The organism is Deltaproteobacteria bacterium (genome assembly GCA_005879535.1).
GTDB lineage: Bacteria > Myxococcota > Myxococcia > Myxococcales > 40CM-4-68-19 > 40CM-4-68-19.
Window position 1 is genome coordinate 1 of sequence record VBKI01000062.1, and the last position, 24,473, is coordinate 24,473.

The 24,473-nt window shown below is 67.4% G+C and carries 23 protein-coding genes and 1 tRNA gene; 14 read left to right on the forward strand and 10 right to left on the reverse strand.

What is annotated here, in order from left to right; all coding sequences use genetic code 11:
- Window positions 1-762: 762 nt before the first annotated feature.
- Window positions 763-838, reverse strand: a tRNA-Thr gene (locus E6J58_10745).
- 353 nt (window positions 839-1,191) lie between these two features.
- Complete coding sequence (locus E6J58_10750; GenBank protein ID TMB37658.1) at window positions 1,192-2,400, reverse strand: hypothetical protein; 1,209 nt, start codon at window positions 2,398-2,400, stop codon at window positions 1,192-1,194.
- A 431-nt stretch (window positions 2,401-2,831) separates the two neighbouring features.
- On the opposite strand from E6J58_10750, the gene E6J58_10755 reads away from it, so the two are divergent.
- On the forward strand, window positions 2,832-3,971 hold the full coding sequence (locus E6J58_10755) for an extracellular solute-binding protein (GenBank protein ID TMB37659.1): 1,140 nt from the start codon (window positions 2,832-2,834) through the stop codon (window positions 3,969-3,971).
- A 4-nt stretch (window positions 3,972-3,975) separates the two neighbouring features.
- On the opposite strand, the gene E6J58_10760 is transcribed toward E6J58_10755, so the two are convergent.
- Together E6J58_10760 and E6J58_10765 are read right to left on the reverse strand one after the other, a co-directional pair.
- Window positions 3,976-4,278: a winged helix-turn-helix transcriptional regulator gene (locus E6J58_10760; GenBank protein ID TMB37660.1), complete on the reverse strand. Its 303-nt coding sequence runs from the start codon at window positions 4,276-4,278 to the stop codon at window positions 3,976-3,978.
- 41 nt (window positions 4,279-4,319) lie between these two features.
- Window positions 4,320-5,162 carry a carotenoid synthesis regulator CarF gene (locus tag E6J58_10765; GenBank protein ID TMB37661.1) on the reverse strand — a complete coding sequence of 281 codons (843 nt, stop codon included), beginning with the start codon at window positions 5,160-5,162 and terminating at the stop codon, window positions 4,320-4,322.
- 132 nt (window positions 5,163-5,294) lie between these two features.
- Here E6J58_10765 and E6J58_10770 point away from each other — a divergent pair, with 132 nt between their 5' ends.
- The 4 genes from E6J58_10770 to E6J58_10785 all read left to right on the forward strand — a co-directional run bounded on the left by E6J58_10770 (window position 5,295) and on the right by E6J58_10785 (window position 7,945).
- Complete coding sequence (locus E6J58_10770; GenBank protein ID TMB37662.1) at window positions 5,295-5,633, forward strand: cupredoxin domain-containing protein; 339 nt, start codon at window positions 5,295-5,297, stop codon at window positions 5,631-5,633.
- A 9-nt stretch (window positions 5,634-5,642) separates the two neighbouring features.
- Complete coding sequence (locus E6J58_10775) at window positions 5,643-6,440, forward strand: alpha/beta hydrolase (GenBank protein ID TMB37663.1); 798 nt, start codon at window positions 5,643-5,645, stop codon at window positions 6,438-6,440.
- Window positions 6,441-6,537: 97 nt separating this feature from the next.
- A complete protein-coding gene (locus tag E6J58_10780; protein ID TMB37664.1) occupies window positions 6,538-7,260 on the forward strand; it encodes a hypothetical protein in 723 nt (240 codons plus the stop codon).
- A 103-nt stretch (window positions 7,261-7,363) separates the two neighbouring features.
- The gene (locus tag E6J58_10785) at window positions 7,364-7,945 is read left to right on the forward strand and encodes a hypothetical protein (GenBank protein ID TMB37665.1); all 582 of its coding nucleotides are present in this window, start codon (window positions 7,364-7,366) and stop codon (window positions 7,943-7,945) included.
- Window positions 7,946-7,997: 52 nt separating this feature from the next.
- Here E6J58_10785 and E6J58_10790 read toward each other — a convergent pair whose 3' ends face one another.
- Window positions 7,998-9,149 carry a branched-chain amino acid ABC transporter substrate-binding protein gene (locus tag E6J58_10790; protein TMB37666.1) on the reverse strand — a complete coding sequence of 384 codons (1,152 nt, stop codon included), beginning with the start codon at window positions 9,147-9,149 and terminating at the stop codon, window positions 7,998-8,000.
- A 131-nt stretch (window positions 9,150-9,280) separates the two neighbouring features.
- Between E6J58_10790 and E6J58_10795 the strand changes: the two genes are divergently transcribed.
- The 4 genes from E6J58_10795 (at window position 9,281) to E6J58_10810 (ending at window position 13,500) form a co-directional block, all read left to right on the forward strand.
- Complete coding sequence (locus E6J58_10795) at window positions 9,281-9,505, forward strand: hypothetical protein (protein ID TMB37667.1); 225 nt, start codon at window positions 9,281-9,283, stop codon at window positions 9,503-9,505.
- Window positions 9,505-11,544 carry a WYL domain-containing protein gene (locus tag E6J58_10800; protein TMB37668.1) on the forward strand — a complete coding sequence of 680 codons (2,040 nt, stop codon included), beginning with the start codon at window positions 9,505-9,507 and terminating at the stop codon, window positions 11,542-11,544. Before E6J58_10795 ends, E6J58_10800 begins: the two co-directional genes overlap by 1 nt.
- Window positions 11,541-11,870: a cytochrome c gene (locus E6J58_10805; GenBank protein TMB37669.1), complete on the forward strand. Its 330-nt coding sequence runs from the start codon at window positions 11,541-11,543 to the stop codon at window positions 11,868-11,870. The genes E6J58_10800 and E6J58_10805 overlap by 4 nt, the downstream gene beginning before the upstream one ends.
- A 151-nt stretch (window positions 11,871-12,021) precedes the next feature.
- On the forward strand, window positions 12,022-13,500 hold the full coding sequence (locus tag E6J58_10810; GenBank protein TMB37699.1) for a Glu/Leu/Phe/Val dehydrogenase: 1,479 nt from the start codon (window positions 12,022-12,024) through the stop codon (window positions 13,498-13,500).
- On the opposite strand, the gene E6J58_10815 is transcribed toward E6J58_10810, so the two are convergent.
- On the reverse strand, window positions 13,501-13,818 hold the full coding sequence (locus E6J58_10815; protein TMB37670.1) for a hypothetical protein: 318 nt from the start codon (window positions 13,816-13,818) through the stop codon (window positions 13,501-13,503).
- A 30-nt stretch (window positions 13,819-13,848) separates the two neighbouring features.
- Here E6J58_10815 and E6J58_10820 point away from each other — a divergent pair, with 30 nt between their 5' ends.
- The 4 genes from E6J58_10820 (at window position 13,849) to E6J58_10835 (ending at window position 19,578) form a co-directional block, all read left to right on the forward strand.
- On the forward strand, window positions 13,849-15,366 hold the full coding sequence (locus tag E6J58_10820) for a hypothetical protein (GenBank protein TMB37671.1): 1,518 nt from the start codon (window positions 13,849-13,851) through the stop codon (window positions 15,364-15,366).
- Between the two features lie 3 nt (window positions 15,367-15,369).
- The gene (locus E6J58_10825) at window positions 15,370-15,954 is read left to right on the forward strand and encodes a DJ-1/PfpI family protein (protein ID TMB37672.1); all 585 of its coding nucleotides are present in this window, start codon (window positions 15,370-15,372) and stop codon (window positions 15,952-15,954) included.
- Between the two features lie 72 nt (window positions 15,955-16,026).
- Window positions 16,027-18,156, forward strand: a complete 2,130-nt coding sequence (locus E6J58_10830) for a LysR family transcriptional regulator (GenBank protein TMB37673.1) — start codon at window positions 16,027-16,029, stop codon at window positions 18,154-18,156.
- 90 nt (window positions 18,157-18,246) lie between these two features.
- Complete coding sequence (locus E6J58_10835; GenBank protein ID TMB37674.1) at window positions 18,247-19,578, forward strand: hypothetical protein; 1,332 nt, start codon at window positions 18,247-18,249, stop codon at window positions 19,576-19,578.
- Between the two features lie 16 nt (window positions 19,579-19,594).
- On the opposite strand, the gene E6J58_10840 is transcribed toward E6J58_10835, so the two are convergent.
- Window positions 19,595-19,960, reverse strand: a complete 366-nt coding sequence (locus tag E6J58_10840) for a hypothetical protein (GenBank protein TMB37675.1) — start codon at window positions 19,958-19,960, stop codon at window positions 19,595-19,597.
- Window positions 19,961-20,078: 118 nt separating this feature from the next.
- Here E6J58_10840 and E6J58_10845 point away from each other — a divergent pair, with 118 nt between their 5' ends.
- Window positions 20,079-20,429 carry a hypothetical protein gene (locus tag E6J58_10845; protein ID TMB37676.1) on the forward strand — a complete coding sequence of 117 codons (351 nt, stop codon included), beginning with the start codon at window positions 20,079-20,081 and terminating at the stop codon, window positions 20,427-20,429.
- Window positions 20,430-20,441: 12 nt separating this feature from the next.
- On the opposite strand, the gene E6J58_10850 is transcribed toward E6J58_10845, so the two are convergent.
- From E6J58_10850 to hflB, 3 genes are all read right to left on the reverse strand, one after another.
- Window positions 20,442-22,058, reverse strand: coding sequence for a Do family serine endopeptidase (locus tag E6J58_10850; GenBank protein ID TMB37677.1), 1,617 nt, complete (start codon window positions 22,056-22,058; stop codon window positions 20,442-20,444).
- A 177-nt stretch (window positions 22,059-22,235) separates the two neighbouring features.
- Window positions 22,236-22,487 carry a hypothetical protein gene (locus E6J58_10855; GenBank protein ID TMB37700.1) on the reverse strand — a complete coding sequence of 84 codons (252 nt, stop codon included), beginning with the start codon at window positions 22,485-22,487 and terminating at the stop codon, window positions 22,236-22,238.
- 23 nt (window positions 22,488-22,510) lie between these two features.
- On the reverse strand, window positions 22,511-24,454 hold the full coding sequence (hflB, locus tag E6J58_10860) for an ATP-dependent zinc metalloprotease FtsH (protein ID TMB37678.1): 1,944 nt from the start codon (window positions 24,452-24,454) through the stop codon (window positions 22,511-22,513).
- Window positions 24,455-24,473 lie beyond the last annotated feature (19 nt).

Genomic DNA, 24,473 nt, shown 5'->3' on the forward strand with positions numbered 1-24,473 from the left:
GCAAGCCAAGGGGCAGAACGTAACTGTCACGCTGATCGACAAGCTCACGTCCGCCCAAATTCGCATCGAGTTGCTATTGAAGAAGCTGGGGCCCATCGGAAAGCCGTAAATACGGCCGGCGCGTGGCGCCTATAGCTTCGACTGCCAATGGATGCCGATGCGCGCGACGGCACTCAGCATTCAAGAGATACGGAAGCCGTCGTAGCCCCGCCAGGCGATGCGGGTTCTGGCGAACGGTGCGCGCCGTCGATACGAAGAACGGTTTATCGCGAGGAGATACCCTGCGACTCCATCACGGCCAAGACGAGCGCACCGTGCGGGTCAGTAGCGTCGAGTTCCCATGGCTGGAGGGAGTAGAAGACGCACCGAAAGGTCCGGTACCAGTCCGGTTGGACCTGAGGGAGTTCGACAAAGTCGAAACGTACACGTTCGGTCGGGGCGTGGCCCTGACGACGATCGTTGTAATCGGGATCATTGCGCCCATTACAGGGATCGCTGTGTTCGCGGCGCTCCCGAAGGGTGGTTAGGTCGATCGCGCGCAGGCGCCTCCAACACGGCTCGACTCTGCGGACTGCGGGACTGCATGTCGCCGAAGGTGGCCAGGTGCGTCCCGCGACGTGTCGCTGATCCCCGTTCACCGCTTCGCCGCCGCCGTGCTGAAGGCGTGGCACGACGAGGGCTGGAAGAAGTTCATGGACCGCGAGCGGAAGCCGGACGACCTGATCGTCCCGCGCAACGACGGCAACGCGTGGGCGGTTGGGATGGAGCCGACAGCCGGACTTGAACCGGCGACCTACGGTTTACGAAACCGTTGCTCTACCGACTGAGCTATGTCGGCCCGGACGGCGGGGGCAGCTTCTAACAGCGCGAGACTCTTGGGGTCAAGTTCGGGAACGACTCCCAACGGTTGCGCCAACGGTTTCACGGTGGCGGGCTGTGCAGGCTCTCCTCGTTGTAGTGCCTCCTCCACTTCTCGATCGTCGTCCTCGCCTCGAGCAGGTTTCGTGAAGCAGTTCTCGTTGAGAACGACCCGCCCATCGCCCTCTCGGGTCACACTATTCCTCGTCGCCGACATCGAGAGCCCTCGAGGCGGGGTGATCCGCGTTCACCCGCAGAATCTGGAGAGCGTCGTAGAGCTTCTGCAGCCTCGATGAACGACGTCGAGGGGCTCGGATCCAGCTTCTCCCGAATTCAGCTCCCCGCCGGGAACGTCCCGCACGCGGTAGTGACGTTCGCGGCAAAGGCCTGCGTTGCGCTCACGCCGAGCGATACGGATGCAGGCACGATTGCCACGCTCAGGACGCGCTCGGGCGCGACGTTGACGGTGATCGACGCCGTCTTCGCGGCGTCGGCATGCGCTTGGGCAGTGATCAGGCAGTTGCCGGAGCCGCGCACCGACGTGAACACGCCTGCGGAGGTGATGGTCCCGCAAGAGGCAGGCGCACTCCAGACCACGCCCGTATCCGTCGAGCCGGTGACGGTCGCGGTCAGCGCGACCGCTTCGCACGCGAAGGCGCTCACCGGCGAGCTAGCGCTGATGCGGACTCCACTGTCGACCGTGACGACGGCCTGCCCATTGATCGCCGAGTTCGCGGCGCTGGTTGCGACGACGTGGAAGACGCCGGAGACCGCCGGCGCCGTGTACTGGCCCGCTTGGGTGACCGCGCCCCCGCTGGCGCCCTCCTGAACCTGCCAGCTCACGGCGGTGTTGGACGTGCCCGTCACCGTCGCGCTGAACGCGATCGAGCCGCCGGGCTGGATCGTCGCCGCGGATGGTGTGACCGAGACGGTGACGACGAGCGCGGTCACGTTCACGGTCGCAGTATCGTTCTTGGAGGGATCGGCCACGCTCGTGGCGACGACGTGGTAGGTCCCCGCTGCCGAGGGGGCGGTGTAGACCCCGGCCGCGGTGACCGCGCCGCCCGCGGATCCCTCCTGCACCTTCCAGGTCGCGGCAGTGTTGGCCGTGCCGGTGACGATCGCGCTGAACGAGACGCTCCCGCTGCTCGTGACGGATGTCGTGTGCGGCGTGATGGAGATCATGACCGTCGGAGCGGGGGTCACGAGGATCGTGGAGAGCGAGGACACCGTCAGGTCAGCGACCGCTCTTGCCAGCACGTGATACGTCCCGGGTGTCGGAGGGGCGACGTAGCGGCCCGTCGCATCAATGGCTCCGCCACCGGCCTCCTGCACGGACCACGCGACGCTCGCGTTCGCCGTTCCGGTCACGATGGCGTCGAACTTCACGACGTCACCGGGCCGGATCTCCACGCTGCCAGGCCGGAGGTCGATCGAGATCGTGTTCGCGGCCGGATCGCTTGCGACGTGCGCGGGACTGCAAGCGACGACCGTCAGCGCGGCGCCGAGGATCGAGAGGCTCGCTTTCCGATGGACCATCATGCGGCATCCCCTTCGGTCGTCTCCACGCAGAGAACGACGCATCTAGCGATGTCGTCACAACGATGCGGGCTACTAGAAGCGGGCGGCTGCTTGGGCGCAAGGGAGTAGAAGTGGAAAGGTGCTCACAGAGCAACGCCACTAAAACTTTGCAGGGCGCGCCGCAGGGTGACCCGTAGTCGGGCTGTCGCGGTCCTTCTTCTCGCGCTCGAACTTGCGTCCGCTTGGAGAGTCCGCACGAGTGAACGTATGCGGCACCACACCAGCCGCCCGCTCGTGGTCGCCGGCGCACTGCACGAACAGCAACTCTTCAGGTCGTCCCAGTTCTCGATCACAGCGCGACCGACGCCTGCGTTCTTGCATTCCTGCCACCAGACGCGCCCCAGCGCTGCGAGCGGCCCGCTCTTAGCGGACGAAGTCCAAGCCGCTTTCCAATGTTGCTCGCCTGCCCGCCGGCGCCATTGACAACCGCGCCGGGCGGTCCAGACTGCCGCGCCATGAGCTCCCTCCGCAGCGTCGCGGTCGCCGCCGCGCTGCTCGCGGCGTGCAGCAAGCCTTCAGCGCCGCAAGGCCCGGCGGACGTGCAGGTCTCTACGGATCTTCATCCCGGGATGGTGGATACGGCCCTGGCGATGATCGCGCGCAACGGAGGTCCGCGCGGCCAGCGGATTGCCGGAATGCACGCGGGAGTGTCGTCTCTCCCGGGCCCGGCGGGAGCGCCGGTGGCCGGCACGGAGCAGGCTCCGAAGCCCGCTGCCGCAGGCGACGTCCGATGGGACAGCGATCCGTTCGGGGCCATCGCCGCAGCGGCCAAGGGCGAGTTGCTTCCGGCGCCGACGACCGGTCTCGACGTCCCGCCGCTGTGGAAGGATCCCGCGGGCACCTGGGTAGCCATCGGCGGACGCGCGGTGGTGTTGCTCGTCGCCACCGACGAGCTCGGCGACCACGGTGCGCCGGTCCGGTTCACCGCGCTCACCGAATCCTGGCTGAAGGGCAAGGTCGCGCTCCCATCGCCGACGGCAGGGATGGCGCTGGCCCACTTCGCGGCTCTCTACGCCGCCTGGGGCGCGGAGCGGATGGACGCATGGCTCAAGCAGCTGAAGGCGAACGAGCCCCAGCTCTACGACAACGACGATCAGGTCCGACAGGCCGTGGTCAGCGGGCGCGCCACCGTCGGCCTGGTGGCGAGCGACGAGGCGGCGAAGGCGGCGGCCAGCGCCGCGCACGTCCTTGCCGTCTATCCGAATCAGAAGAGCATCGGCACGTTCGTCTGGCCCACTGCTCTCTCGGTGCCGAAGTCTGCGAAGAACCCAGAATCGGCGCAGAAGCTCGCCGAGCGCCTCGCGGACCGCAGCATCGAGCAGCTCCTCGTCGCGCGCGTGCCCGGGTACCTCCCTCTGCGCAACGACATCCCTGTTCCGCCCGGAGTGCGATCCGCGGCGAACCTGGTCGTGGTCTCTGTCGACCCCGCGCGCATCGTGACCGAAATCGGGCAGCGCAAAGCCGCGCTTGCCGCTTGGGCGGCATCGATCCCGCACTCGCTTCCCGGCGGTGCGCAGGCGCAGACGAGATGAATTCCTAGCCCGAGGGGATTCCCGGCAAACGGGCGATCCCGAGCAGCTCGCGCATCGGCAAAGCCGCGTCCAGCTCGCGGCGCGGCCGCCCTTCCCGGAGCACATAGCGGTTGCGCCTGCCGGCGCGCTCGCGAAGCAGATATCCGCCTTGCTCGAGCTCGGAGACGATCCGCTGCACGGCGCGCTCGGTGATCCCGATCCGATCGGCCACCTCGCGCAAGGTGACCGATGGGTCCTGCGCGATGCAACGCAGGACGTAGAAGTGATTGGTCAGAAAGCCCCAGGTCGGTTCGCCCATGCAGCCCATCCTGCACCGGGCGGCGATCCCGTCCAGAAAATCGCGATCCGCTAGTCTGGCTTCGCCGCCGGCCGCCCCGTGACGTCCTGCAGGTCGAGGGGCAGCTCGATCGACGGCAGCACGATCTTCGGCAGCTCGGGAAGCGGCGGCAGCGGTTGCTGCGCCACCACGAGCGCCGCCCGCTTGCCGATGTCGTCTTCGCGCGGGGTCAGCCCAGTGAGCCAGGTGATCACCTTTTCCAGCGTGTGGAAGAACCGGAAGCGGAAGAGCGCCTCGTTCAGCCAGCCGACGGTGATGCAGTAGTACTTCGCGTACGGCGCCGAATGATGGACCGCATGGTGGTCGGGCGGCAGGATCAGACCGGCGCGCTGCAGCAGACTGGCGATCTTCGGCGGCGCATCCATGTGCGCCCACTTGTGGAACTGATTCGTGCCGAAGATGGCGAGGCACATCGCGAATGTCATCGCCGCGAGGAAGAACCAACCGGTCTCGTCCGGCAAGAGCGCGGCGCCGGCGGCGGCAGGAATGGAGATGAAGCAGTTGTTTCCGTTGGTCTCCACGAAGCCGTGCCTGGTGATCTCCTTTTGATCGACGTGGTGCTCTCGAAACGGCCGGATCAGCGCCTTGCCGATGAACGGCCAGTCCGCCGTCCCCCACGTATCCGCCGTCCAATGCACGAAACCGGAGACGAAATCGCCCGCGACGAACCCCACCATGAAAGCGGCGAGCGCGAGGAAAGGGCTCCGCACGATGCGCGGGATGATCTCCGAGAGCAGCCACGCCATCGTCACCGCGTAGATGATGATGCTGGCGATCTCGAACCTGCGCACCGCGGCGCTGTATCCCTGGCGCAGGACATCGCGGTCGCGTTGCCGGATCTCCAGATCGCTCATGAAGCCGCGCTCCCCCTCCGGGCTTCTTCAGTCTGGCACAGGTGATCACGCGGCGGGAATTCGCGGCCAGGATTCGCCGCCCGCCCGCCGCAAGCATTGCGGGAGGTAGGCGTTTGAGCCACAAGTACGCACATGCGCGTCACCCTGATCGCCGTGCTCGCCATCGTCTCTTGCAAGCAACAACTCCCCGCGCCCGCGCAATCCGGCGTCGCCGACGTCACCATCACCGAGAAGGGATTCGAGCCCGATCGGATCCAGGTGAAAGCCGGCCAGCAGGTCACGCTGCGCTTCACGCGGAAGGTGGCGCAAACCTGCGCGGACGCCGTCGACGTGCAGGGAGATCCGGTCCGCCACATGCTGCCGCTGAATGCGCCCGTCGACGTGAAGGTGACTGCGCCAAAGTCGGGGGAGCTGGCCTTTGCGTGTCCGATGAACATGTACCGCGGAGCGATCGTCGTGGTCGTGCAATAGGAGGCCTGCATGCATCTCGCGCTGCTGCACGATGGACGCCCCGCCCTCCTCCGCGTCGAAGGACCCGCCGGGGCGCCGGCGGCGCTCTTCTTCCATCCTTTCCCGCTGCACGCCGACGCCTGGGAGGAGATGCTCGCCGTTTGCGCGTCCGCGGGACTGTGCGCGGCGGCTCTCGATGCTCCCGGATTCGGCGGCACGCCCCCGCTGGGCCACGCCACGACCATGGATCATCTCGCCGGGCTGGGCGCGGCGGCGCTCGATGCGCTCGGCGCCGCGAAGGCGGCTATCGTCGGATGCTCAATGGGCGGTTACGCCGCGATGGCGTTCGCGCGGAGGTTTCCCCAGCGGATGAAAGCCGCCGTGTTGATCGCCACCAAGGCCAGCGCCGACACCGAGGAAGCGCGCCGCAATCGCGAGCGTCAGGCAGCGCTGGCGCTCGACAAGGGCGCGCAGGCGGTGATCGCCGAGTTTGCCCCGAAGCTGCTCGCGCCGCAGGCGCCGCAATCGATCCGCGACCGCGTGGAAGCGCTCGCCGCACGGGCGACGGCGCAGGGTATCGCCGACACGCTGCGCGGCATGGCGCAGCGACCGGACTCCACGCCCGACCTGCCGGGATGGAGCGTGCCGTGCCTGGTGATCGCGGGCGAGCAGGATCAGCTCATGCCGCGTGCGGAAATGGAGAAGATCGCCGCCGGCGTGCGCGGCGCGACGCTGGAGGTGATCCGCGGCGCCGGGCACCTTCCGTTTCTCGAGAATCCCGCCGCCGTAGCTCCTCTGCTCGTCGCGCACATCCGTAAGTCCGTGTAGGCCAGCGAGGCGGGCCCACGGTCCTCCGTGGCTTGTAGGGGCTCCCGTACAAGTCCCAACCTGAGTCGCAACCACATCCATCACGGAGCGACTCTCAATGGCTTCTTACGATACGTCCTACGAATCACAGGTCCATTCCACCGGCGCCGATCGCCCGCTGCGCCTGAGCTGGAGCGGAATCATCGGCGGAACTGCCCTCGGCTGGAGCATCTTCTCGCTGCTCTCGCTGATCGGCGCCGCGATCGGGTTTGCGAAATTCGATCCGTACTCGGCGCAACCGGCGAGCGGGCTCGGCGCCGGTTCCGGCGTCTTCGGAATCATCGCCTTGATCGCTTCGTCCTTTCTCGGCGCGTTCTTTGCCGTCCGCATCGCCGGCAGCCGCGAGCGCAACGACGCGCTCTTCCACGGCGGAATCTGCTGGGCGCTCTCCATGCTGATCGGAGCGCTCCTCGCGATCGGCGCGGCGCGGACCGCGGCCCAGAGCGCGGCGTCAATCGCCTCCGGCCCGCGGGTGCAGGCGAAGGCCCAGCGGGAAGGCAATCTCCGAGATCGCTCAGCCGGACCCACCGCGCAGGACCGCGAGCGCGCATCGGAAACGGCCGACACGGCAGCGAAGAGCAGCGGCGCGGCGGCAGGCGGCGCGTTCCTCGCTCTGGTCGCTGCTTTGTTCGGCTCCATCGCGGCGGCAAGCCGCTCCTCCGGGCGATCGCTCGCCGAGGAGTTCCGCTTCCACAGACGCCATGGAAACGGCGGCGGCGCGCGTTCCGCGGATTCCGTTTCCTCCGCGCGCGCCGACGACGAGAGGCGTCCGCAGATGTAAGCGTGGAAGCGGCGCGCGCCCTACCCGCGCGCCTTGTGGCCGCACAGTCGCCGGATGCGAGACTCCCCCGTCGAACATCGATCGACGGAAGGAGGGGTTCCACATGTCGGAGACGAGCTTCACGGACGATTTGAAACACATGGTGCGCCACACGGCGGACCGCGTGCAGAATGGACTGCAGCCGGCGCTCGGTAATCTCCGCGCGCTGCCGAAGGCCACGAAGATCAAGATCGGCGCCTGCGCCGCGGCCATCGTGCTCTTCGTCGGCGGGCTCGCGCTGCGGGGCAATACTCCTGCCGCCATCGTCGACGCCCCGCCGGTGCGGACCAGCGACGTCCGCGCCGCTCCCACGGAAACGCGGCAGGCCGCGCGCAATTACGCCGTGGCCAAGGCGGAGCAAGCGAACGGGTCCTACCGCGCCGCGGCCGAGAACTACGCGAACGCGGCCCGCCAGGGCAACAAGCGCGCGCTGACGAAGCTGGTGGCGATGACCCACGCGAAGAAGTGCGAGGCCCGCTCGGAGGCCGCCGACGCGTTGGGCACCCTGCGCGGCAAGAAGGCCAAGCTCGCGCTCAAGAAGCTCGCGCACGCGAAGTTCAAGGACGAGGCGCGCAACCCGGGCATCTTCTCCTGCAGCAGCCGGCGCGCTGCGCAGAAGGCCCTGGAGCGCCAGGCCAGAGGGTAGGCTCGCCGGCGGCGCGCGACCGGAACGGGCCGCGCGCCGCGTTGGTGGGGGCTTACTTCCACCCAGGGAACGGCCAAATCGGCTTGCCGGACTGGAGCTCCTTCGGCCAGACGGTGACGAACTTGCCGTTCTGGATCTGCTCGACCAGCATCTGGTGCTTGTTCTGGTTCGTGTACCCCTCGTAGTCGGCGAACTTTACCGTGCCGTCGAGGGTCTCCCAGCTGCCGCCGTCGAGCGCCGCGCGGGTCTTCTCGCGGTCGCCGTTCGACTGCGAGGCGGCCTGGGCCAGGATCCACATCGCCGTGTAGGCAGTGGCCGCGTGGTAGCTGGCCGTCTTGCCGTACCGCTCCTGGTACGTCTTCGCGAACTCCTTCGCTCCCGGCCAGGAGACGGCGGCCGTCCACTGCGTGCTGGAGAAGATGCCGTTCGAGACGGCGGTCTCCTTGGCGAACTGCGCGTTGGCGAAGCCGGCGCCGGCGCCGAGGAACGCCATCGGCGACAACCCGATCTCCCGCGACTGGCGCATGAGGAGGATGGCGTCCGCGACGTAGGAGACCATGAACACGATGTCGGGATTTGCGTTCTTCACGTTCACCAGCGTGGAGCGGTAGTCCGGCGATCCCTTCGAGTACGCCTCGTTGAAGACCACCTTCAGGCCCTTCTTCTCCGCATACTCCTTGGCGGAGCGGCCTCCCGAGACGCCGAAGTCGGTGTTCTCGTTGAGGATGCCGAGGGTCTTCGGCTGTCCGAACGAGAGCGCCATGTCGAGCAGCACCTGCGCGTAATCGTTCGTCGTCGCGGAGACTCGGAAGACGTACTTGTATCCCTGCCGGGTGATCTCCTCCTTGGAGGCGACGGGATTCACCAGCGGGACCTTGTAGCGCTCCGCAGTCTTCGCCACGACGCTGGTCACCGCCGACGTATACGCGCCCACGACGCCGGCCACGTTGTCGCGGGTGGCGAGCTTCTCCATGGCGCCGATGCCCACCTGCGGCTTGCCGGTGTCGTCCTCCCAGATGGCCTGCACCTCGATGTTCTTCTTCTTCAGATCCTCGATGGCGAGCTTGATGCCGTTGCTCAGGTCTTCGCCGATGGGCGCCTCGGGACCGGTCATCGAGTTCACGATGCCGATCTTCACCGGAGCGGCAGCGGCGGAGGTGGCGATGAGGATCGCGGCAGCGAGCAGGATTCGTCCGACAGGCATGCGTTGACTCCTTCGTTGGTCGGGGAGCGCATTAAGCACACCCAGCGCGACTTTTCCACCACGCCAACGGCGCTTGACGCTGCGACGGCTGCGAAGGTACGAAACGCCCACCGTCCTCCCGGGAGGCTCGCGTGGCCGCGTCGATCGAGATCCTCTACCTCCGCTTCCCGGTGCACCCGAACATCACCGTGATCCAGATCGGGCCCGGCATCCAGCGCATCGACAAGGAAGGCGACAGCTACTTCGTGATCGGCACCGAGGACGGCCCGCTGGCGGGCAAGAAAGTGGAGATCCCGGGCGACAACGTAGCCGCCATCCAGTGGACGCTGGACGAGCCCGCGATCAAGACGAGCTGATGGACAAGGCAGAGCGGCTCCTCGACCTGGTCGCGCTCCTGCTCGACGCGCGGGAGCCCGTCTCGTTCGCGGAGCTGCGCGATCTCTTTCCCGACGAGTACGGCGGCAGCCGCGCCGCGGCGGAGCGCAAGCTCGAGCGCGACAAGGCGGAGCTGCTGGACCTGGGCGTCCCCATCGAGTACGTCGCGCCGGAGCAGCTCGACGAGCGCGACCTGGGCGGCTACCGCATCGATCGAAAGACGTTCTTCCTGCCCGATCCCAGGCTGCTGCCGGAGGAATCCGCCGCGCTCTACGCGGCTGGCGCCGCGGCGCTGGCCACGCGCGAGTTTCCCTTCGCGCAGGATCTCCAGCACGCGCTGCGCAAGATCTCCCTGGCCGGCGACACGCACGCGGTCGGGAACGAGGCCGCGCGACGCCTGCTGGTCGTCCGCCCGGGAGATCCGCTCCGGGTGGAAAAGCTGCGCACGCTGGGCGACGCGGTCGCTCGACGCAAGCGCGTCCACATCCATTACGAGGCGCCGCCGGGACTCGACGGCAAGCCCGGCAACCGCACCGAGCGCGACGTCGAGCCGTGGGGCCTCGCTTTTCGCGGGCGCGCCTGGAGGCTGGTGGGCCGCGACCCGGAGAAGGGACAGCGGGTCTTCCTGGTGGAGCGGATCGCGCGGATCGAGGTCAATCCGCAGAAGCCGCACACGCCGGACTTCGATCCTCCGGAAGATTTCGACGCCGGCGATGCGGCGGCACGATCCAGCAAGCCTTGGCTGTGGGAGCACCATGCTCCGGAACAGGTCGCGCTGCGCTTCGCCAAGGGAAGCGAAGCGATCGGCGAGCGCCTGTTCGATGCGCCGGACGGCCGCCTGACGGTGACGAACCTCGAAGGGCTCGTGCCTCAGCTGCTCTCGCTCGGGGACCGGGTCTCGGTCGAGTCGCCGGCCGCTGCGCAAGACAAGGTCCGCACCGCGTTGCTGCGCATCCAGGAGAAGGTGCGTAGCGCGCCCGAGCCGTCCGCCGAAGCGTTCGCGCCCGCGCGGTCCGAGGCGCGCGCAGAGCCTGGCCCCGTCGCGGAGCCGCAGCTGAAACGGGAGAGACTGCGACGTCTGCTCCTCATCGTTCCCGCTGCCCGGCGCAGGCCGGGCGTGAAGCTCGCCGATCTCGCCCGCGAGCTCGCCCTCGACCCGCAGGAGCTGCGCCTCGACATCGACCTTCTCGGCCTGGTGGGCCGCCCACCCTTCTCGCCCGACGATCTGATCGACATCAGCGTCGACGAGCGCGACCGCGTGACGGTGTCGCTCGACCAGAGCTTCTCGCGGCCCCCCCAGCTCACACCGCTGGAGGCGCTCGCCCTCGGCGCGGCGGCGGAAGAGGTAGCGCCGGCGGATCCGGCCGTCCGTTCCGCGCTGGCCAAGCTCACCGGCCAGCTGCCGCCCACCGCCCGGCAGCTCTACGCGCAGCTCGCTCGCCGCGTCGTCGCTTCGACGCCAGCGCCGCGAGGCGCGCAGCAGATCCTCACGCAGCTCCGCTCCGCCGCCGAGCAGCACCGGGAAGTGGCGCTCGAGTATGACAAAGAAGGACGCGGTGCCGCCGGCGAGCGCGCCCTGCGCCCGCAAGGCGTCATCGATCATGGCGGCGTCTGGTACGTCATCGGCCACGACGTCGGACGCGAGGCGGAACGCACGTTTCGCGTCGACCGCATCCTCGCCGTCCGCGAGACCGGACAGACGTTTCCCGATCCCGGTCCGCTCGATCCGGTGCGTTTCCAGCGCGAGCAGCTCTTCTTCCCCAGCGGCCGCGAGCAGGCGGTCACGCTGAGGTTCTCGCGCGCGGCAGCGGCATGGGCGCTGCAGCGATACGGCTCTCGCGCGCGCCAGCTCGCCGACGGGCGGGTGGACGTCCTGATCGAAAGCACCGGGACGGGCTACGCGGTGCAGCTCGCGCTTTCGCTCGCCGGCGAAGCGGAGATCGCCGCTCCTCAACATGCGCGCGAGGCGCTCCGCGACGAGGTCGAGCGCGCACTGCGACGAACGGAGGACGGCACATGATTGGATTCGCGGTCGCACTCCTTGCCCAGGCCACCACTCCGCCGCCCGGTCCCGTGACCGGAGCGCGCACGCCGCCGGAAATCTTCGAGCAGCGGTGCAAGATCTGCCACGGCGCGGACGGCAAGGCGCAGACGAAGAAAGGCCGGCAGCTGAAGGCCAAGGACTTCACGCGCCCGAAGTTCCAGCAGCACACCACCGACAAGGAGATCGTCGACGCCATCACCAACGGGATCAAGAAGCGCAAGATGCCCGCCTTCAAGGACAAGCTCTCGCCCGAAGAGATCCAGGCCCTGGTCGGATACGTGCGCGCCTTCGGAAAGAAGTGACACGACGCACATTGACATGAGAGACAAACGCCCCTAGAAACGCGCGCCCCGGCGATGACGCACGGCCCGTGCGCCGCTACCCCCGATCGGAGGAAGATTGGCAGCGAGAGTCGTCACCAGCGAAGCACGGTCCACCATCTATACGGAAGCGATGGAGGTGTTCCATCGCGCGGCCGACCTGATCGGACTCGATCGGCGCGTCCGGATGGAGCTGGAAGAGCCGGACTACGAGCACATCTTCTACGTCACCGTGAAGTTGCACACGCGCCTCGCGCCGCTCGCGCAGGACGCGGACCGATTCAAGGACCTGCCCGACAGCGAGCTGCTCCCGGACGGCCTCGAGCCGCTGCTCGACGGCAGCTTCGTCTTCAAGCGCCGCGCGCTGATCGGCGCGAACCTGTCCATGCGAGACGGCGTGGTCCGCCTCAAGGGCAAGGGCCTCTACAAGGTGGTCCCGGGGCGGCCGGAGCGCTTCAAGGCCTACCGCGTGCAGCACAACCAGGCGCGCGGCCCGTACAAGGGCGGCACGCGCTTCCATCAGGACGTCTCGCTCGATCTCTTCAAAGTGCTCGCAGCGGAGATGACCTGGAAGACCGCCATCTCCGACGTGCCGTTCGGGGGCGGCAAAGGCGGGATCAAGGTCGATCCGAAGAGCCTCAGCTCCGAGGAGCTGGAGGCGCTGACGCTCCGTTACATGTACAGGCTCAAGCCGCTGATCGGGCCGGACCTCGACATCCCCGCGCCGGACGTCGGAACCGACGGCACCATCATGGGGCTGCTGCTGCGCCAGTACACCGACGGCGAACGGGAGCGGCACAAGCTCCGCGGCGTGGTCACCGGGAAGGATACGCGCATCGGCGGATCCGAGGGCCGCGTCAAGGCCACTGGACAGGGGCTCGCGTACTGCATCCAGGAGTGGTTCGCCGAACGCGGCGCCACTCCAGCGGGCAGCACGTTCATCCTGCAGGGATTCGGGAACGTCGGGTCGAATGCCGCCGAGATCCTCTGCGGCCTTGGGGCGCGCCTGCTGGCGGTGAACGACGCCGGGGGCACCATCTTCAATCCCAACGGCATCGACGTGATCGACCTCATCTCGTACGTTTACGAAAATCCCCGCAACCTGCGGCGCACCGTGGGCGGGTACCCGAAGGCGCAGCAGATCTCCAAAGCGGACCTCTGGGACGTGGACGCCGACATCTGCATTCCCGCGGCGCTGGGAGGCGAGATCACCGGCCCGGTCGCGGAGCGCCTCAAGTGCAAGCTGATCGCCGAAGGGGCCAACGGCCCGACGACCCCGGAAGGCGACCGCGTGCTGGCGAAGCGCGGCATCGAGTTGATCCCCGACATCATCGGCAACGCCGGCGGCGTTACCGTCAGTTACTACGAGTGGATCCAGAACAAGCGCATGGAGCATTGGAGCGAGACGGAGGTGAACGGGCGTCTCGAGCAAGCGATCAAGTCGAACTACCGGATCATCCGCGACATCGCCCGCAACCTGCCGCGCAGGACCGCCACGCACAACAGCTCCCGCTACTGCATCGGCAAGGAGATCGACATGCGCACCGCCGCGATGGTGCTGGCGCTCAAGCGCATCGAAGCGCACTACCAGCTCGAAGGGTTCTCACAATAATCACCGTGCCGAGACGTCGGCCAAGCGGCCGCGGCGCTCGTACAGGACGACGGTCCAGGTCCGCCAACCCGCGTCGGCTGGCGCACCCGCTTCGGGACGGCAGATGTGCGCGTGCGCGTCGGTCGCCGAAGGCAGCGGCGGATCGCAGGCGAAGGCGTGCTCCGCCATCCACTGCCGCGCTCCCTCGATCTCGCGCCCTTCGGGGATGTAGACGAGCAGGCGCGCCCGCGCGTCCTCGACGTTCTTCGGCCAGGCGAACGGCTCCCGCTTCGGGCCGCTGCAGGCGAGCAGCGCGAGCGCGAAAAGGCGAAACTTCACGGCGGCGAAAGTAGACTAACCTGCGTCGCCTTGCACTGGACCGACGAAGACCACCCGCTGTGGACCTGGCTCTTGCGCGCGTGCGCGGCGGCGATGGTGGTGCCGCTGTGGTCCGCCGCGCACCTCCCCTTCACCGATCTTCCCCAACACGTATCGGCCATCGCCACCCTGCGGCATTGGTGGGACCCGACGTGGAAGACGCAGGAGTACTTCACGCTCGAGCTCGGCCAGACGCAATACCTGCTCTACTACCTGGTGGGCGCGGCGCTGGCATTCCCCTTCGGCACCGCCGAGCGGGCGAACCTGATCCTGCTCTCTGCCATCGCCGTGGCGTACCCGTATTCGCTGCGCGCGCTGTTGCGCGCGCTCCGCGCCGACATGCGCCTGGCGCTCTTCGCGTGCACGCTGTTCTGGAGCCAGGCGCTCTTGATCGGGTTCTTCAACTACGTCGCCGCGATGCCGCTCGCCATCTGGGCGCTCGCGCTCACGCTGCGCGAGACGGAATCGCCCTCGCGGCGGAACCTGTGGATCCTGGCGGGCGCTGGAGCGGCGCTCTTCTACCTGCACCTCTCGGCGTTCATCTTCTTCGCGCCGGTGGCGGCGGTGATCTCCGTCGGCGTGCCACGGCTCGCGCCGATCCGCGAATGGCCCCGCAAGCTGCTCTGGGCGGCCCCCATCGCCGTGCTGTCGGTGCTCTGGCTGGTGAATAGCCCGGTGGTGCACCCGGAAACGGTGGGCTGGCGTCAGCCGATGGCCGTGTACTGGGAGGCGCCGGCGACTTCGCTGCGCAACGTCACCGACGCGCTGCTCGACATCTGGCGCGGTCCCGAGGACGAATGGTGCCTCCTCGGGCTGCTCGCCGCCGCCGCGCTCCTCGCCTGGCCGCAGCGGCGGGACGCCGAGGAGCATCCCTGGCGGCGCGGGCTGGTGGCGGTGTGGCTCGTCTGGGCGGCGCTGCTCTACCTTGCCTTCCCCGTGTCCATCGGGTGGATGTGGCAGCTCAACGAGCGCTACGCGCTGATCTTCGCGCTTCTCGTCCCGGCGCTCTTGCGGCCCGCGCGCGGCCTGCGGGGAGCGCTCCCGCTGCTGCTGGTCGCGGCGACGGGCTTCTTCGCGGCCGGGTGCGCCCTGGCGAACATCCGCGCTTTCGAGCGCGAGGTAGGGCCCTTCGACGCCGTCCTGGCGCGCGCGCAGCCAGGGCGGCGTCTGATCGGAATGATCTTCGAGCACAACTCGCGGTACGCGAAGTTCAGCTCGTTCCTCCATTTCCAGGCCTATTACCGGGCGCGGATGGGAGGGATCGCCTCGTTCTCCTTCGCCGAGCTGCCGCAGTCTCCGCTTCGCTACCGTCCCGCGAGCGCGCCGCCGCCGCATCCGCCCGGCTGGGAGTGGCACGCGAATACGTTTCGCAACGACCTGGACGGCTATTATTACGACTACGTTCTCGTGGGCGGTGTGATCGACCCGTTCGCCCGCCCGCAGCCCGGGCCGCGCTGGCGCCTGCTGGCGCGCGAAGGCCGCTGGGCGCTGTACGAGAAGGAGGAGTAGCGGATGACGACGATCGGGATCGTGGCGTTCGACGACGTCGAAGAGCTGGACTTCGCCGGGCCTTGGGAAGTGTTCGGGATGGCCCGCAAGCTGCGCGACCAGGGCGACCGCCTGCTGCTTCTGGCGGAGCGCGAGGCCCCCATCCGCTGCGCCAAGCTGATGCGCGTGCTGCCCGACCTCACCTTCGCTCAAGCGCCGAAGCTCGACGTGCTGCTGGTACCGGGCGGCGTGGGCACGCGGCGCGAGGTGAAGAACGAGGCGATGACCGACTTCCTCCGACGCGCTGGAGCGCAGGCGAGCTGGGTGACGAGCGTCTGCACCGGCTCGTTGCTGCTGCACGAGGCGGGCTTCGCTCGCGGCAAGCGGGTGACGACGCACTGGACGTTCATCGAGCAGCTCCGCGATCGCGGCGAGGTGACGGTGTTGGAGAACGAACGCTACGTCGTCGACGGGAACCTTGTCACCGCCGCCGGCGTCTCTGCGGGTATCGACATGGCGCTCTGGCTGACGGGGCAGATCTGGGGCGAAGAGTTTGCTCGCAAGGTGCAGAAGCAGATCGAGTACTTCCCGCGGCCTCCGTATACTTAGTGGATCGACGGGCGGGCGCTATAGTCGACGATCCGCTCGGATCCTGGAGAGCGCGAACGAAGGTCGGTGACAATGAGTGCGGATGGAACAGGAACCGCGCCTCGGGCTGGAAACGTCGACCCGATGATCCTGTTCTCGGTCTGGAACTGGCTACCTGCATTCTACGTGGTGGCGCAGACACAGCATCTGCCGACCGCTTCGAAGCGACTTCACCTCAGCGTGTCTGCCCTTTCACGAACAATTCGTCTGTTGGAAGCGGCTGTCGGACGTCCGCTGTTTCACCGCACCGGCCGGAATCTGCAGCTGAACGCTCATGGAGAAGGGTTGCTCTTGGCCGTCGAGCGTTCGATCGGCGTTCTCGCGCCCGAATTCGATCGCCTTACCGCGAACGGGTTCGCGTCCGCATTGCATATCGGCATCGCGGATCCTCTCAGCCAGGGCGTCGTCATGCCGGTCGTGCGAAGCATGCAGCTCGAACATAGCGACTTCGTGCCCTTTCTTCATGGCTGCGTCGACGGCGCAGAGGCGAGCAAACTGCTCTTGACGGGCGATCTCGATCTCGTCCTGTCTTCCGAGCGACTGTCAGAGAAGGCGCTTGCCGCGGAGTCCCTCGGGCAATTTTCGAATGGTGTCTACTGTGGCCTCGGACATCCGCTGTTCCAGGTTCCGTCCGCGGGGCAGGCAGCGATTCTGCGGCATCCCTTCGTCGTTTGCTTCCCGCGTGGAAGCGCCTGGCCCGCCGTTCTGCAGAGGAAGATCGGGGTATACGTGAATCATGAGGAGACCGCGCTCGATCTCTGTCTCGGGGGAGAATTCCTCGCGGTCCTTCCGGACGTGATCGCGCATTCCTACGTCACGCACGGCGCTTTGTGCCGACTTCCCCTACCCGGTGTTTCTGCGACCCCCCTCTTCGTTACTTGCCGCGCCGGCGACGAATCGCGGGACTGTATCGGTGCAGTTGTCCGCGCGGTCCATCATCACTTGGAAGGCCTCGGTGCTCTCGAGCTGCGGGCCCCGCGGATGCGAACCGCCCGGGTCCGTCAGGGATGCGCCAGACCCGGTACGATCGCGTGCGAGGAGGACGCATTCCGATTCGGGGATTCGCTGCTGGTCCGCGCCGAGTACGCTGCAGCGCAGCGCGCATACCGCGCCGCGCTGCGCGCACCGGCTGGGTCAGCGCGCGAGCGCGCCAAGTATCTGCTACGGCGCGCGCGCATTTCCCTCATGACCGCGAAATATGCGGCAGCTTACCGGGATTGTCGCGAAGCGCTGACGCTTGACGCGAGTCCCGCACAGCGCGCGAGCGCCGAGTCGATGCTTGCCCTCGCGCATTGTTATCGCGGAGAGCTCTCGTTTGCGCACAATGCAGTCTCCCGCGCGCGCGCCGGTCTCGGAGAAGCGATACGCATGTCCCGGACCGAAGGACTGAAAGCAACCGTGGACGTGGCGCGGGCGGAAGGGACGCTGTTCGTCGTCACCGGCCTGCCACGGAAAGCAGTCCGCTCTTACGTGCGCGGAGCAAACGCCGCCAGCGAATTGTCCAATGCCTGGGAGCACTCGATCGCCCTCGGCAACATCGCGGATGCCTACCTGCACGCGGGAAAGGCGGAGAGCGCCCTCCGCTACTTCGATCAGGCTGCCCGGCAGAAAGACGCCATCGGTGATCGATGGGGTATGTGTTACCTGCACCATGGGCGCGCATTCGTCTTTCTCGAGCGCGGCCACGTCGATCGCGCGCTCCGCGAAGCGGCCACCGGTCTCAAGCTGGCAATCGGCGTGTCGGATCTGAAACTCGTCGCAATGCTGAACATCCTCCTCGGCCGGGCGCATCTCGCGAGATCGGACTTGAAGGGTGCGCAACGAGCGTTCCGGTTCGCGCGAACGGCCGCAACACGATGCAAGGCGCGGTACGAGATGATCCAGGCGACGATTGGACTCGTCGACGTCGAGCTGAGTCACGGCGATGTCCGAACGGCCTTCGATCGAGCGATCCGCGCGCAGGCTCAGGCCGCGCGCAGCGGATCGAAGGACGCTCTCGCAGCCGCCCTGACGACGTGTGCCGCTGTACATATCCAGCGCGGCAGCGACGATCAGGCCCGACAGCTCCTGGGCTCGGCGCGCAAGCTTGCGTCGCGCCTGCCACGCTTCTACGGCTTTTGGTTCGCCGTGAGCGGTGGGCGTCCCGGGCATCTCCATATGTAGAACGATCCATCCCGATCACTGCGATGGACGCCGATCCCCGGCGGAGCGAACCTCAAACGTTCGCACCGCGCAAAACTGGGAGAGGCCACCGTGAAAACGACGTTCGTCACCGCAGCCGTCTTCCTCTTCGCTTGCAAAAGCCCCGCTCCCGCGGAAACGCCGCAGAACATCGCAGTCAAGCAAGCCCCCGAAGAGAGCTATCAGAAGTCCATCGACGACAGCGCGAAGAAGATGCTCGAACGAGGGCGCGATATCTTCCGCGACGAGAGCTTCGGTAGCGAGCAGTTCTGGGGCGACAAGCTGCGCCTTCACGAGGTGATCGCCGGCGAGAAGCACGGCGGAACCGGCCAGGGGCTCACGCCGCGCACTGCCTTGGCCCTTGGCTTGCGGGTCGATTTCGGCCGGGTGCCGAGCGCTCTCGGTGACGTCATCAAGGGCGGCACGCTCAGCTTCGACGATGCCGAGAACACCAACAACCTTCTCAAGCACGATGCCGTCGTCGGAGTGAAGGCCTTCTACGAAGGCGACCGGATGGTTTCGGTCGGGATCACTTGCGCGCTCTGCCACTCGACCACCGACGACAACTTCGGCAAGGGAATCGGCCGGCGACTCGATGGGTGGCCCAACCGCGATCTGGACGTGGGAAAGATCGTCGCGCTGGCGCCGAATCTGAAGCCGATTGCGGAGCTGCTGGGCGTCGATGTCGCCACCGTCAAGAAGGTGCTGGAGAGCTGGGGGCCGGGAAAGTACGACGCCGAGCTCCTGATCGACGGGAAGGCTTTCCGGCCCGACGGCAAGAGCGCCGCCACGCTCATCCCCGCCGCCTTCGGCCTCGCCGGCGTGAACCTGCACACGTACACGGGCTGGGGCACGGTGACGTACTGGAATGCATACGTGGCAAACACGCAGATGCACGGCGTGGGGACGTTCTTCGATCCGAGGCTCGACGATGCGAAGAAATTTCCCGTCGCGGCGAGAGCGAAGACCGGACATGCGCGGCCGAAGGTGGATCACGTCACCGAGAACCTCGCGGCGTTGCACTTCTACCAGCTGGCCATTCCTCCGCCGAAGCCGCCGGACGACTCCTATGACAAGAGGCTCGCGGCGCAGGGCCAGGCGCTCTTCAATGGCAAGGCAACCTGCGCGCGGTGTCATGTGCCGCCGCTCTTCGTCGAGCCGGGGTGGTCGATGCATACGGCGGAGGAGATCGGGATCGATGATTTTCAGGCGCGCCGTTCGCCGGACGAGCGATATCGGACGACGCCGCTGCGCGGATTGTTCGTGCGCGCGAAGGGCGGCTTCTATCACGACGGCCGCTTCGCCACGCTGGGAGACGTGATCGATCATTACGATCGCCACTTCAAGCTGGGGCTGACCGAGAACGAGAAGACCGCGCTGGCGAACTATCTCCGTTCGCTTTGATCGGAAGCACGTATACTCAATGGATTGAGCCGCGCGCGCCGTTCTGGGGTGATTGTGTACTAACGAACTTGAGCCCGATTCCGCGCATCCCCGACCGGCTCGCGTCCGCACGGGCGAAATTGATGTAGCACTGGTAGCGGACTTCCCCTTCCAGCGTCATCTCCGCTCCGCCGTTCGGAGAGGAGAACGTCACAGAGACCCGGGTGCCGAGCGGGAACGGCTCGCGGGTTTCGATGAACATCCCGGTATCCGTGATGTTTCGTCCGATGCCGCTGGCGATTCCCCGGTCGCCTTCGAGAAAGACCGGGAACGCCTTGTCGAGCTTCCCTACCGCGATGGCAGGCTTCAGTTCCGGCTGTACTTTTTCCGTACGGCTGGACATGGGCCGAACGCGCTCCCGCTTGGCTGGACGGCCGCACCCTAGGTGCGGGGCGACACTCCGTCAAGAAAGCGGGCGGCGGCCGGTCGCGCGCCGGACAGCGGCAGCTTAGATTGAAACCATGAAGGGCCACCTGGGCGCCGTGCTCACCACCGGGCTTGCCGCCTTGGCGCTCGCGCTCGCCCTTCTCCAGGCAGCGGTCGTCGCGCACGGCGCGCCGAAGATGGAAGGGGTCACCGCTGCTCGGTCCGGTCCGACCAATCGCTACTCTGCGCCCGGTGGTCGCTCCGGTATCCCCTGGGTACCGGCGGAGAAGGTGCAACCGCAGAAGCCCGCGCCGCTCCCCGAGAACCCCGAGGGCCGCACGCCGCCGAATCGGCAGCAGGAGGAACATCGCCCTCCTCCGCCATCGCGGTTTCGCGGCACGCAGCCGCGCCTCGGGCCGCAACCCGCCCGCAAGGCTGCGGCGTAAAGCACAGGCTACTTACTTTACCCGGACCGGAACGTACGTCGTCGACTGGCCGTGCTTGATGCGCAGGAGCGCCGTGTCGCCCTTTTTCACGCTCTTGACGGCGGTCCGATAATCCGACGCGGAGCCGACGGGCCGCCGATTCACCTCGACGACGATGTCGCCGGGCTCGAGACCGGCGTCCGCCGCCGGCGAGTCCTGCGCGACGTCCACTACCACCGCGCCGCGGGTCGAGGCGTCGACCTGCGACCTGCGCGCGAGCTGCGGCGTCACGTCCTGCACCGAGAGCCCGAGCAGATCACCCTGTTCCTTCTCGCTGCCGCTCCGGCTCGGAGTCCGTCCGCTCGGCTCGCGCTCGTCGGGGCGCTCCGCCAGCTTGACGTCGACGGCGCGCGATCTGCCCTCGCGGACGACGTCCAGCTTGACCGTGTGCCCCGGCGGGATCACACCGACGTCGCGGGTGAGCTGGCTGTTGTCGTTCACCGGCTTGCCATTGAGCGCGACGACCACGTCGCCGGGCTTGATCCCGGCATGTTCCGCCGGGCTGTCCTTCACCACGTCGGCGATCAGGGCGCCCTTCGTGGACTTGAGCCCGAGGTTGTCCACCATGTCGGCGGTGATGGCCTGCGGCTGCACGCCGAGGAAGCCGCGCACGACCTTTCCCGTCTGCTTCAGCTGGGGAAGGATCTGCTTCACCACGTTCACCGGAATGGCGAAGCCGATGGTGTTCGCGCCGCTGATGATGGCGGCGTTCACGCCCACCACCTCGCCCTTCATGTTGAAGAGCGGGCCCCCGGAGTTGCCGGGATTGATGGACGCATCGGTCTGCAGGTAATCGGAGTACGGACCGCCGAACTGCGTGCGCTCCTTCGCGCTGATGATTCCGGAGGTCACGGTGGCTTGCAGCCCGAAGGGCTCGCCGATGGCAAGGACGTAGTCGCCGACCTCGATGCTGTCGGAATCGCCGAGCGTCGCGTACTTCAACTTGTCGACGTCCTTGCCCTCGATCTTGAGGATGGCGATGTCGCTCTTGGGGTCATTGCCGATCACCTTCGCGGCGAACTCGCGCGCGCCACCGGGCGCGGTCTCGTCGGTGATCACCTTGATCTCGTCCATCGGCCGGTAACGCCCGGGCCGCGATTCGTCCTGGATCTCGACCACGTGGTTGTTGGTGAGGACCAGCCCGTCGCCGATCAGGAAGCCGGAGCCCAGCCCGCGGCGCTCCTGCTCGTTCGGCATCGGCTGCCCGAAGTAGCGGAAGAAACGCTCCATCGGATCCTGGGAATCGTCCTCGTCGCCACCATTGTCCTCGTCCTGCTGCGGCGGCCGGACCCGCGGATGGCCCTGGGGCATCCGCTGCGAAACCCGGCCCTGGCGGGGCTTGATGCGCGAGTTGATGTTCACCACCACCGGTCGGAGCTGCTTCACCAGCGGCGCCAGGGAGGGCATCGGACCCACCTGCTTCACGGTTTCGGCGGTGGTGGGCGGCGAGGCCGCTGCCGCCTGCGCGTCGGCGGCGAGGATGGAGCTGTCGGTTGTCCGGCGCTGGCAAGCCGACACCAGCGGCAGCGCGGCGACGGCGGCGAAAGCGCCGGCGATCAGTGCGGAAAAAAGGGTGAAACGGCGATGCATGAAACCTCCGAGGGAGCGGCCGCCGGAAAGAACAGCGATCTGCTCCGTCTATTTCGACGCGCCGTGCGCGAAAATGTTTCGCGTCGAGACGCGAACATGTTTCGCGACGAAACGGCGATGCGAGCGAACGTAACGCTCTTGGCCCCGCCGTCAAGGCGGTTTGATTGCAGACCCGTTTCAGTGCGATTCGGGCACGCCCTGGAGCTCGTCCCGGGAAGAGCGCAGGTCCTCCAGCTCCACCCTCTTGCCGCGCCGGTCCAGGACCTCCACCCGGGCGGCGTGCAGCGAATAGTAGAGCAGCCAGCGCTCGGCATCGGTGAGGGCGCCTGGCGGGAGCGCTTCGTCGATCTCCTCCACGGTGAGCAACCCGCGGCGGATGCCCCGGGTGAAAAGTGCCTTCCGCGCCTTGTGGGATCGGCCGATCTTCAGCGAAGACATTCGCCTCCAGGGGTTTACGCGCTCTCTCTGTGCTCGCGCTCCGCCTCTGCCCCAGGCCCTTGCTTCTCCACTGGCAACGCGCCGGACTCGGCCAGGATCCGGCGCAGTTCCTCGCCCTCGATCACCTCCGTCTGGAGCAGGCGTGCGGCCACCCTGCTCAGCGCGTCGCGATGCCGGACGATCAGCTCCCGCGCCCGCTGCATCGCCTCTTCGATGAGCCGGGAGACCTCCTCGTCGATGCGGCGCTGCGTGCGCTCGCTGTACGCCTTGTCCGTCAACCCGGCCATGCCGTCGTTGGTCCGGAGGAAGGGCGAGCGGCCCCTCTCGGCGTAACTGATCGGTCCCAGCGCCTCCGACATCCCATACTCCGTCACCATCAGCCGCGCGATCTCCGTCGCCTGCTTGAAGTCGTTGGAGGCTCCCGTGGAGATGGAACCGACCACGATCTCCTCCGCTGCGCGGCCGCCCATCAGGCCCGCCATCTTGTCGAGGAGCTCTTCCCTCGACATCAGATACCGATCCTCGAGCGGAAGCTGCAGGGTGTACCCGAGAGCGGCCAGTCCGCGCGGAATGATCGAGATCTTGTGCACCGGCTCGGAGTGCGCGCAGAGGCTGGACACGAGAGCGTGCCCGGACTCGTGGTAGGCGACGATCTCCTTCTCCTTCTCGTTCATCCGGCGCGTCTTCTTTTCCAGCCCCGCCACCACGCGCTCGATGGCCTCCATGAAGTCGGCCATCACCACCTTGTCGCGGTCCTTGCGCGCTGCCAGCAGCGCGGCCTCGTTGACCACGTTCGCCAGATCGGCCCCCGCGAATCCCGGCGTGCGCGCGGCGACCAGCTTGAGATCGACGTCGGCGCCCAGCTTCACCTCGCGGGAGTGGATGCGGAGGATCTCCTCGCGCCCCTTGCGGTCCGGCCGGTCGACGAGCACCTGCCGATCGAAGCGGCCGGGACGCATCAGCGCCGGATCGAGGATCTCCGGGCGGTTGGTGGCAGCGAGCACGATCAGCGCGGTGCGCGAGTCGAAGCCGTCCATCTCCGCCAGCATCTGGTTCAGGGTCTGCTCGCGCTCGTCGTGTCCGCCGAAGACGCCGGCGTTGCGGCTCTTGCCGATGGCATCCAGCTCGTCGATGAAGATGATGGCCGGCGCCTTGGCGGCGGCCTGCTGGAAGAGATCGCGCACGCGCGCGGCGCCCACGCCGACGAACATCTCCACGAACTCTGACCCGGAGAGGCTGAAAAAGGGCACGCCGGCCTCGCCGGCCACGGCGCGCGCCAGGAGCGTCTTGCCGGTTCCGGGCGGGCCCACCAGCAGCACACCCTTGGGAATGCGGCCGCCGAGCCGGCGGAACTTCGCGGGCATCTTGAGGAACTCGACGATCTCCTTCAACTCGTCAGCGGCTTCGTCGACGCCGGCGACGTCCTTGAAGGTGACGCCGGTGTTCGACTCCATGTAGACGCGCGCCTTGGTCTTGCCGAACGACATCACCCCGGGAGGTCCGCCGCCCATGCCGCCGGACATCCGCCGCGTGAGCCAGGAGACGAAGAGCAGGCCGATGCCGATGGGGACGATCAGCATCCAGATCATCTCGCTCATCCCGCTCTCGGAAACCGCGTCGTACTCGATGCGCTTGTCCTGCAGCGTCTTCACCAGCGTCGTGTCACCGGCGACGCGCACGGCGAACCAGGGCAGCTCGCCCTTCGTCTCGCCCGCCTTCGGATAGCATTTCACCCATTCGTTGCTGAGGACGACCTTCTGGCAGCCATCGCTCTGGACGCGCTCGAGCAGGCGGCTGTACGGCACGCGCTGGAACCCGGCGTCCTGGAAGAGCGAGCGCAGGAGCAGGAAACCGACCAGAAGCAGGAGAACGTAGACCAGCGGCGAACCGAACCGCGGACCCGACCCGGGCGGCTTGTCGAGCTTTTTCCCGCGCGGATTCGGCTTCCCGATCGCCATCGAACGGCCCCCTCCCCCC

Excerpts from the sequence above, each read along its gene's own strand:
- E6J58_10750 (TMB37658.1), bottom strand. The coding sequence starts at position 2,400 with ATGATGGTCCATCGGAAAGCGAGCCTCTCGATCCTCGGCGCCGCGCTG.
- E6J58_10755 (TMB37659.1), top strand. The coding sequence starts at position 2,832 with ATGTTGCTCGCCTGCCCGCCGGCGCCATTGACAACCGCGCCGGGCGGT.
- E6J58_10760 (TMB37660.1), bottom strand. The coding sequence starts at position 4,278 with ATGGGCTGCATGGGCGAACCGACCTGGGGCTTTCTGACCAATCACTTC.
- E6J58_10765 (TMB37661.1), bottom strand. The coding sequence starts at position 5,162 with ATGAGCGATCTGGAGATCCGGCAACGCGACCGCGATGTCCTGCGCCAG.
- E6J58_10770 (TMB37662.1), top strand. The coding sequence starts at position 5,295 with ATGCGCGTCACCCTGATCGCCGTGCTCGCCATCGTCTCTTGCAAGCAA.
- E6J58_10775 (TMB37663.1), top strand. The coding sequence starts at position 5,643 with ATGCATCTCGCGCTGCTGCACGATGGACGCCCCGCCCTCCTCCGCGTC.
- E6J58_10780 (TMB37664.1), top strand. The coding sequence starts at position 6,538 with ATGGCTTCTTACGATACGTCCTACGAATCACAGGTCCATTCCACCGGC.
- E6J58_10785 (TMB37665.1), top strand. The coding sequence starts at position 7,364 with ATGTCGGAGACGAGCTTCACGGACGATTTGAAACACATGGTGCGCCAC.
- E6J58_10790 (TMB37666.1), bottom strand. The coding sequence starts at position 9,149 with ATGCCTGTCGGACGAATCCTGCTCGCTGCCGCGATCCTCATCGCCACC.
- E6J58_10800 (TMB37668.1), top strand. The coding sequence starts at position 9,505 with ATGGACAAGGCAGAGCGGCTCCTCGACCTGGTCGCGCTCCTGCTCGAC.
- E6J58_10805 (TMB37669.1), top strand. The coding sequence starts at position 11,541 with ATGATTGGATTCGCGGTCGCACTCCTTGCCCAGGCCACCACTCCGCCG.
- E6J58_10810 (TMB37699.1), top strand. The coding sequence starts at position 12,022 with ATGGAGGTGTTCCATCGCGCGGCCGACCTGATCGGACTCGATCGGCGC.
- E6J58_10825 (TMB37672.1), top strand. The coding sequence starts at position 15,370 with ATGACGACGATCGGGATCGTGGCGTTCGACGACGTCGAAGAGCTGGAC.
- E6J58_10830 (TMB37673.1), top strand. The coding sequence starts at position 16,027 with ATGAGTGCGGATGGAACAGGAACCGCGCCTCGGGCTGGAAACGTCGAC.
- E6J58_10840 (TMB37675.1), bottom strand. The coding sequence starts at position 19,960 with ATGTCCAGCCGTACGGAAAAAGTACAGCCGGAACTGAAGCCTGCCATC.
- E6J58_10845 (TMB37676.1), top strand. The coding sequence starts at position 20,079 with ATGAAGGGCCACCTGGGCGCCGTGCTCACCACCGGGCTTGCCGCCTTG.
- E6J58_10850 (TMB37677.1), bottom strand. The coding sequence starts at position 22,058 with ATGCATCGCCGTTTCACCCTTTTTTCCGCACTGATCGCCGGCGCTTTC.
- hflB (TMB37678.1), bottom strand. The coding sequence starts at position 24,454 with ATGGCGATCGGGAAGCCGAATCCGCGCGGGAAAAAGCTCGACAAGCCG.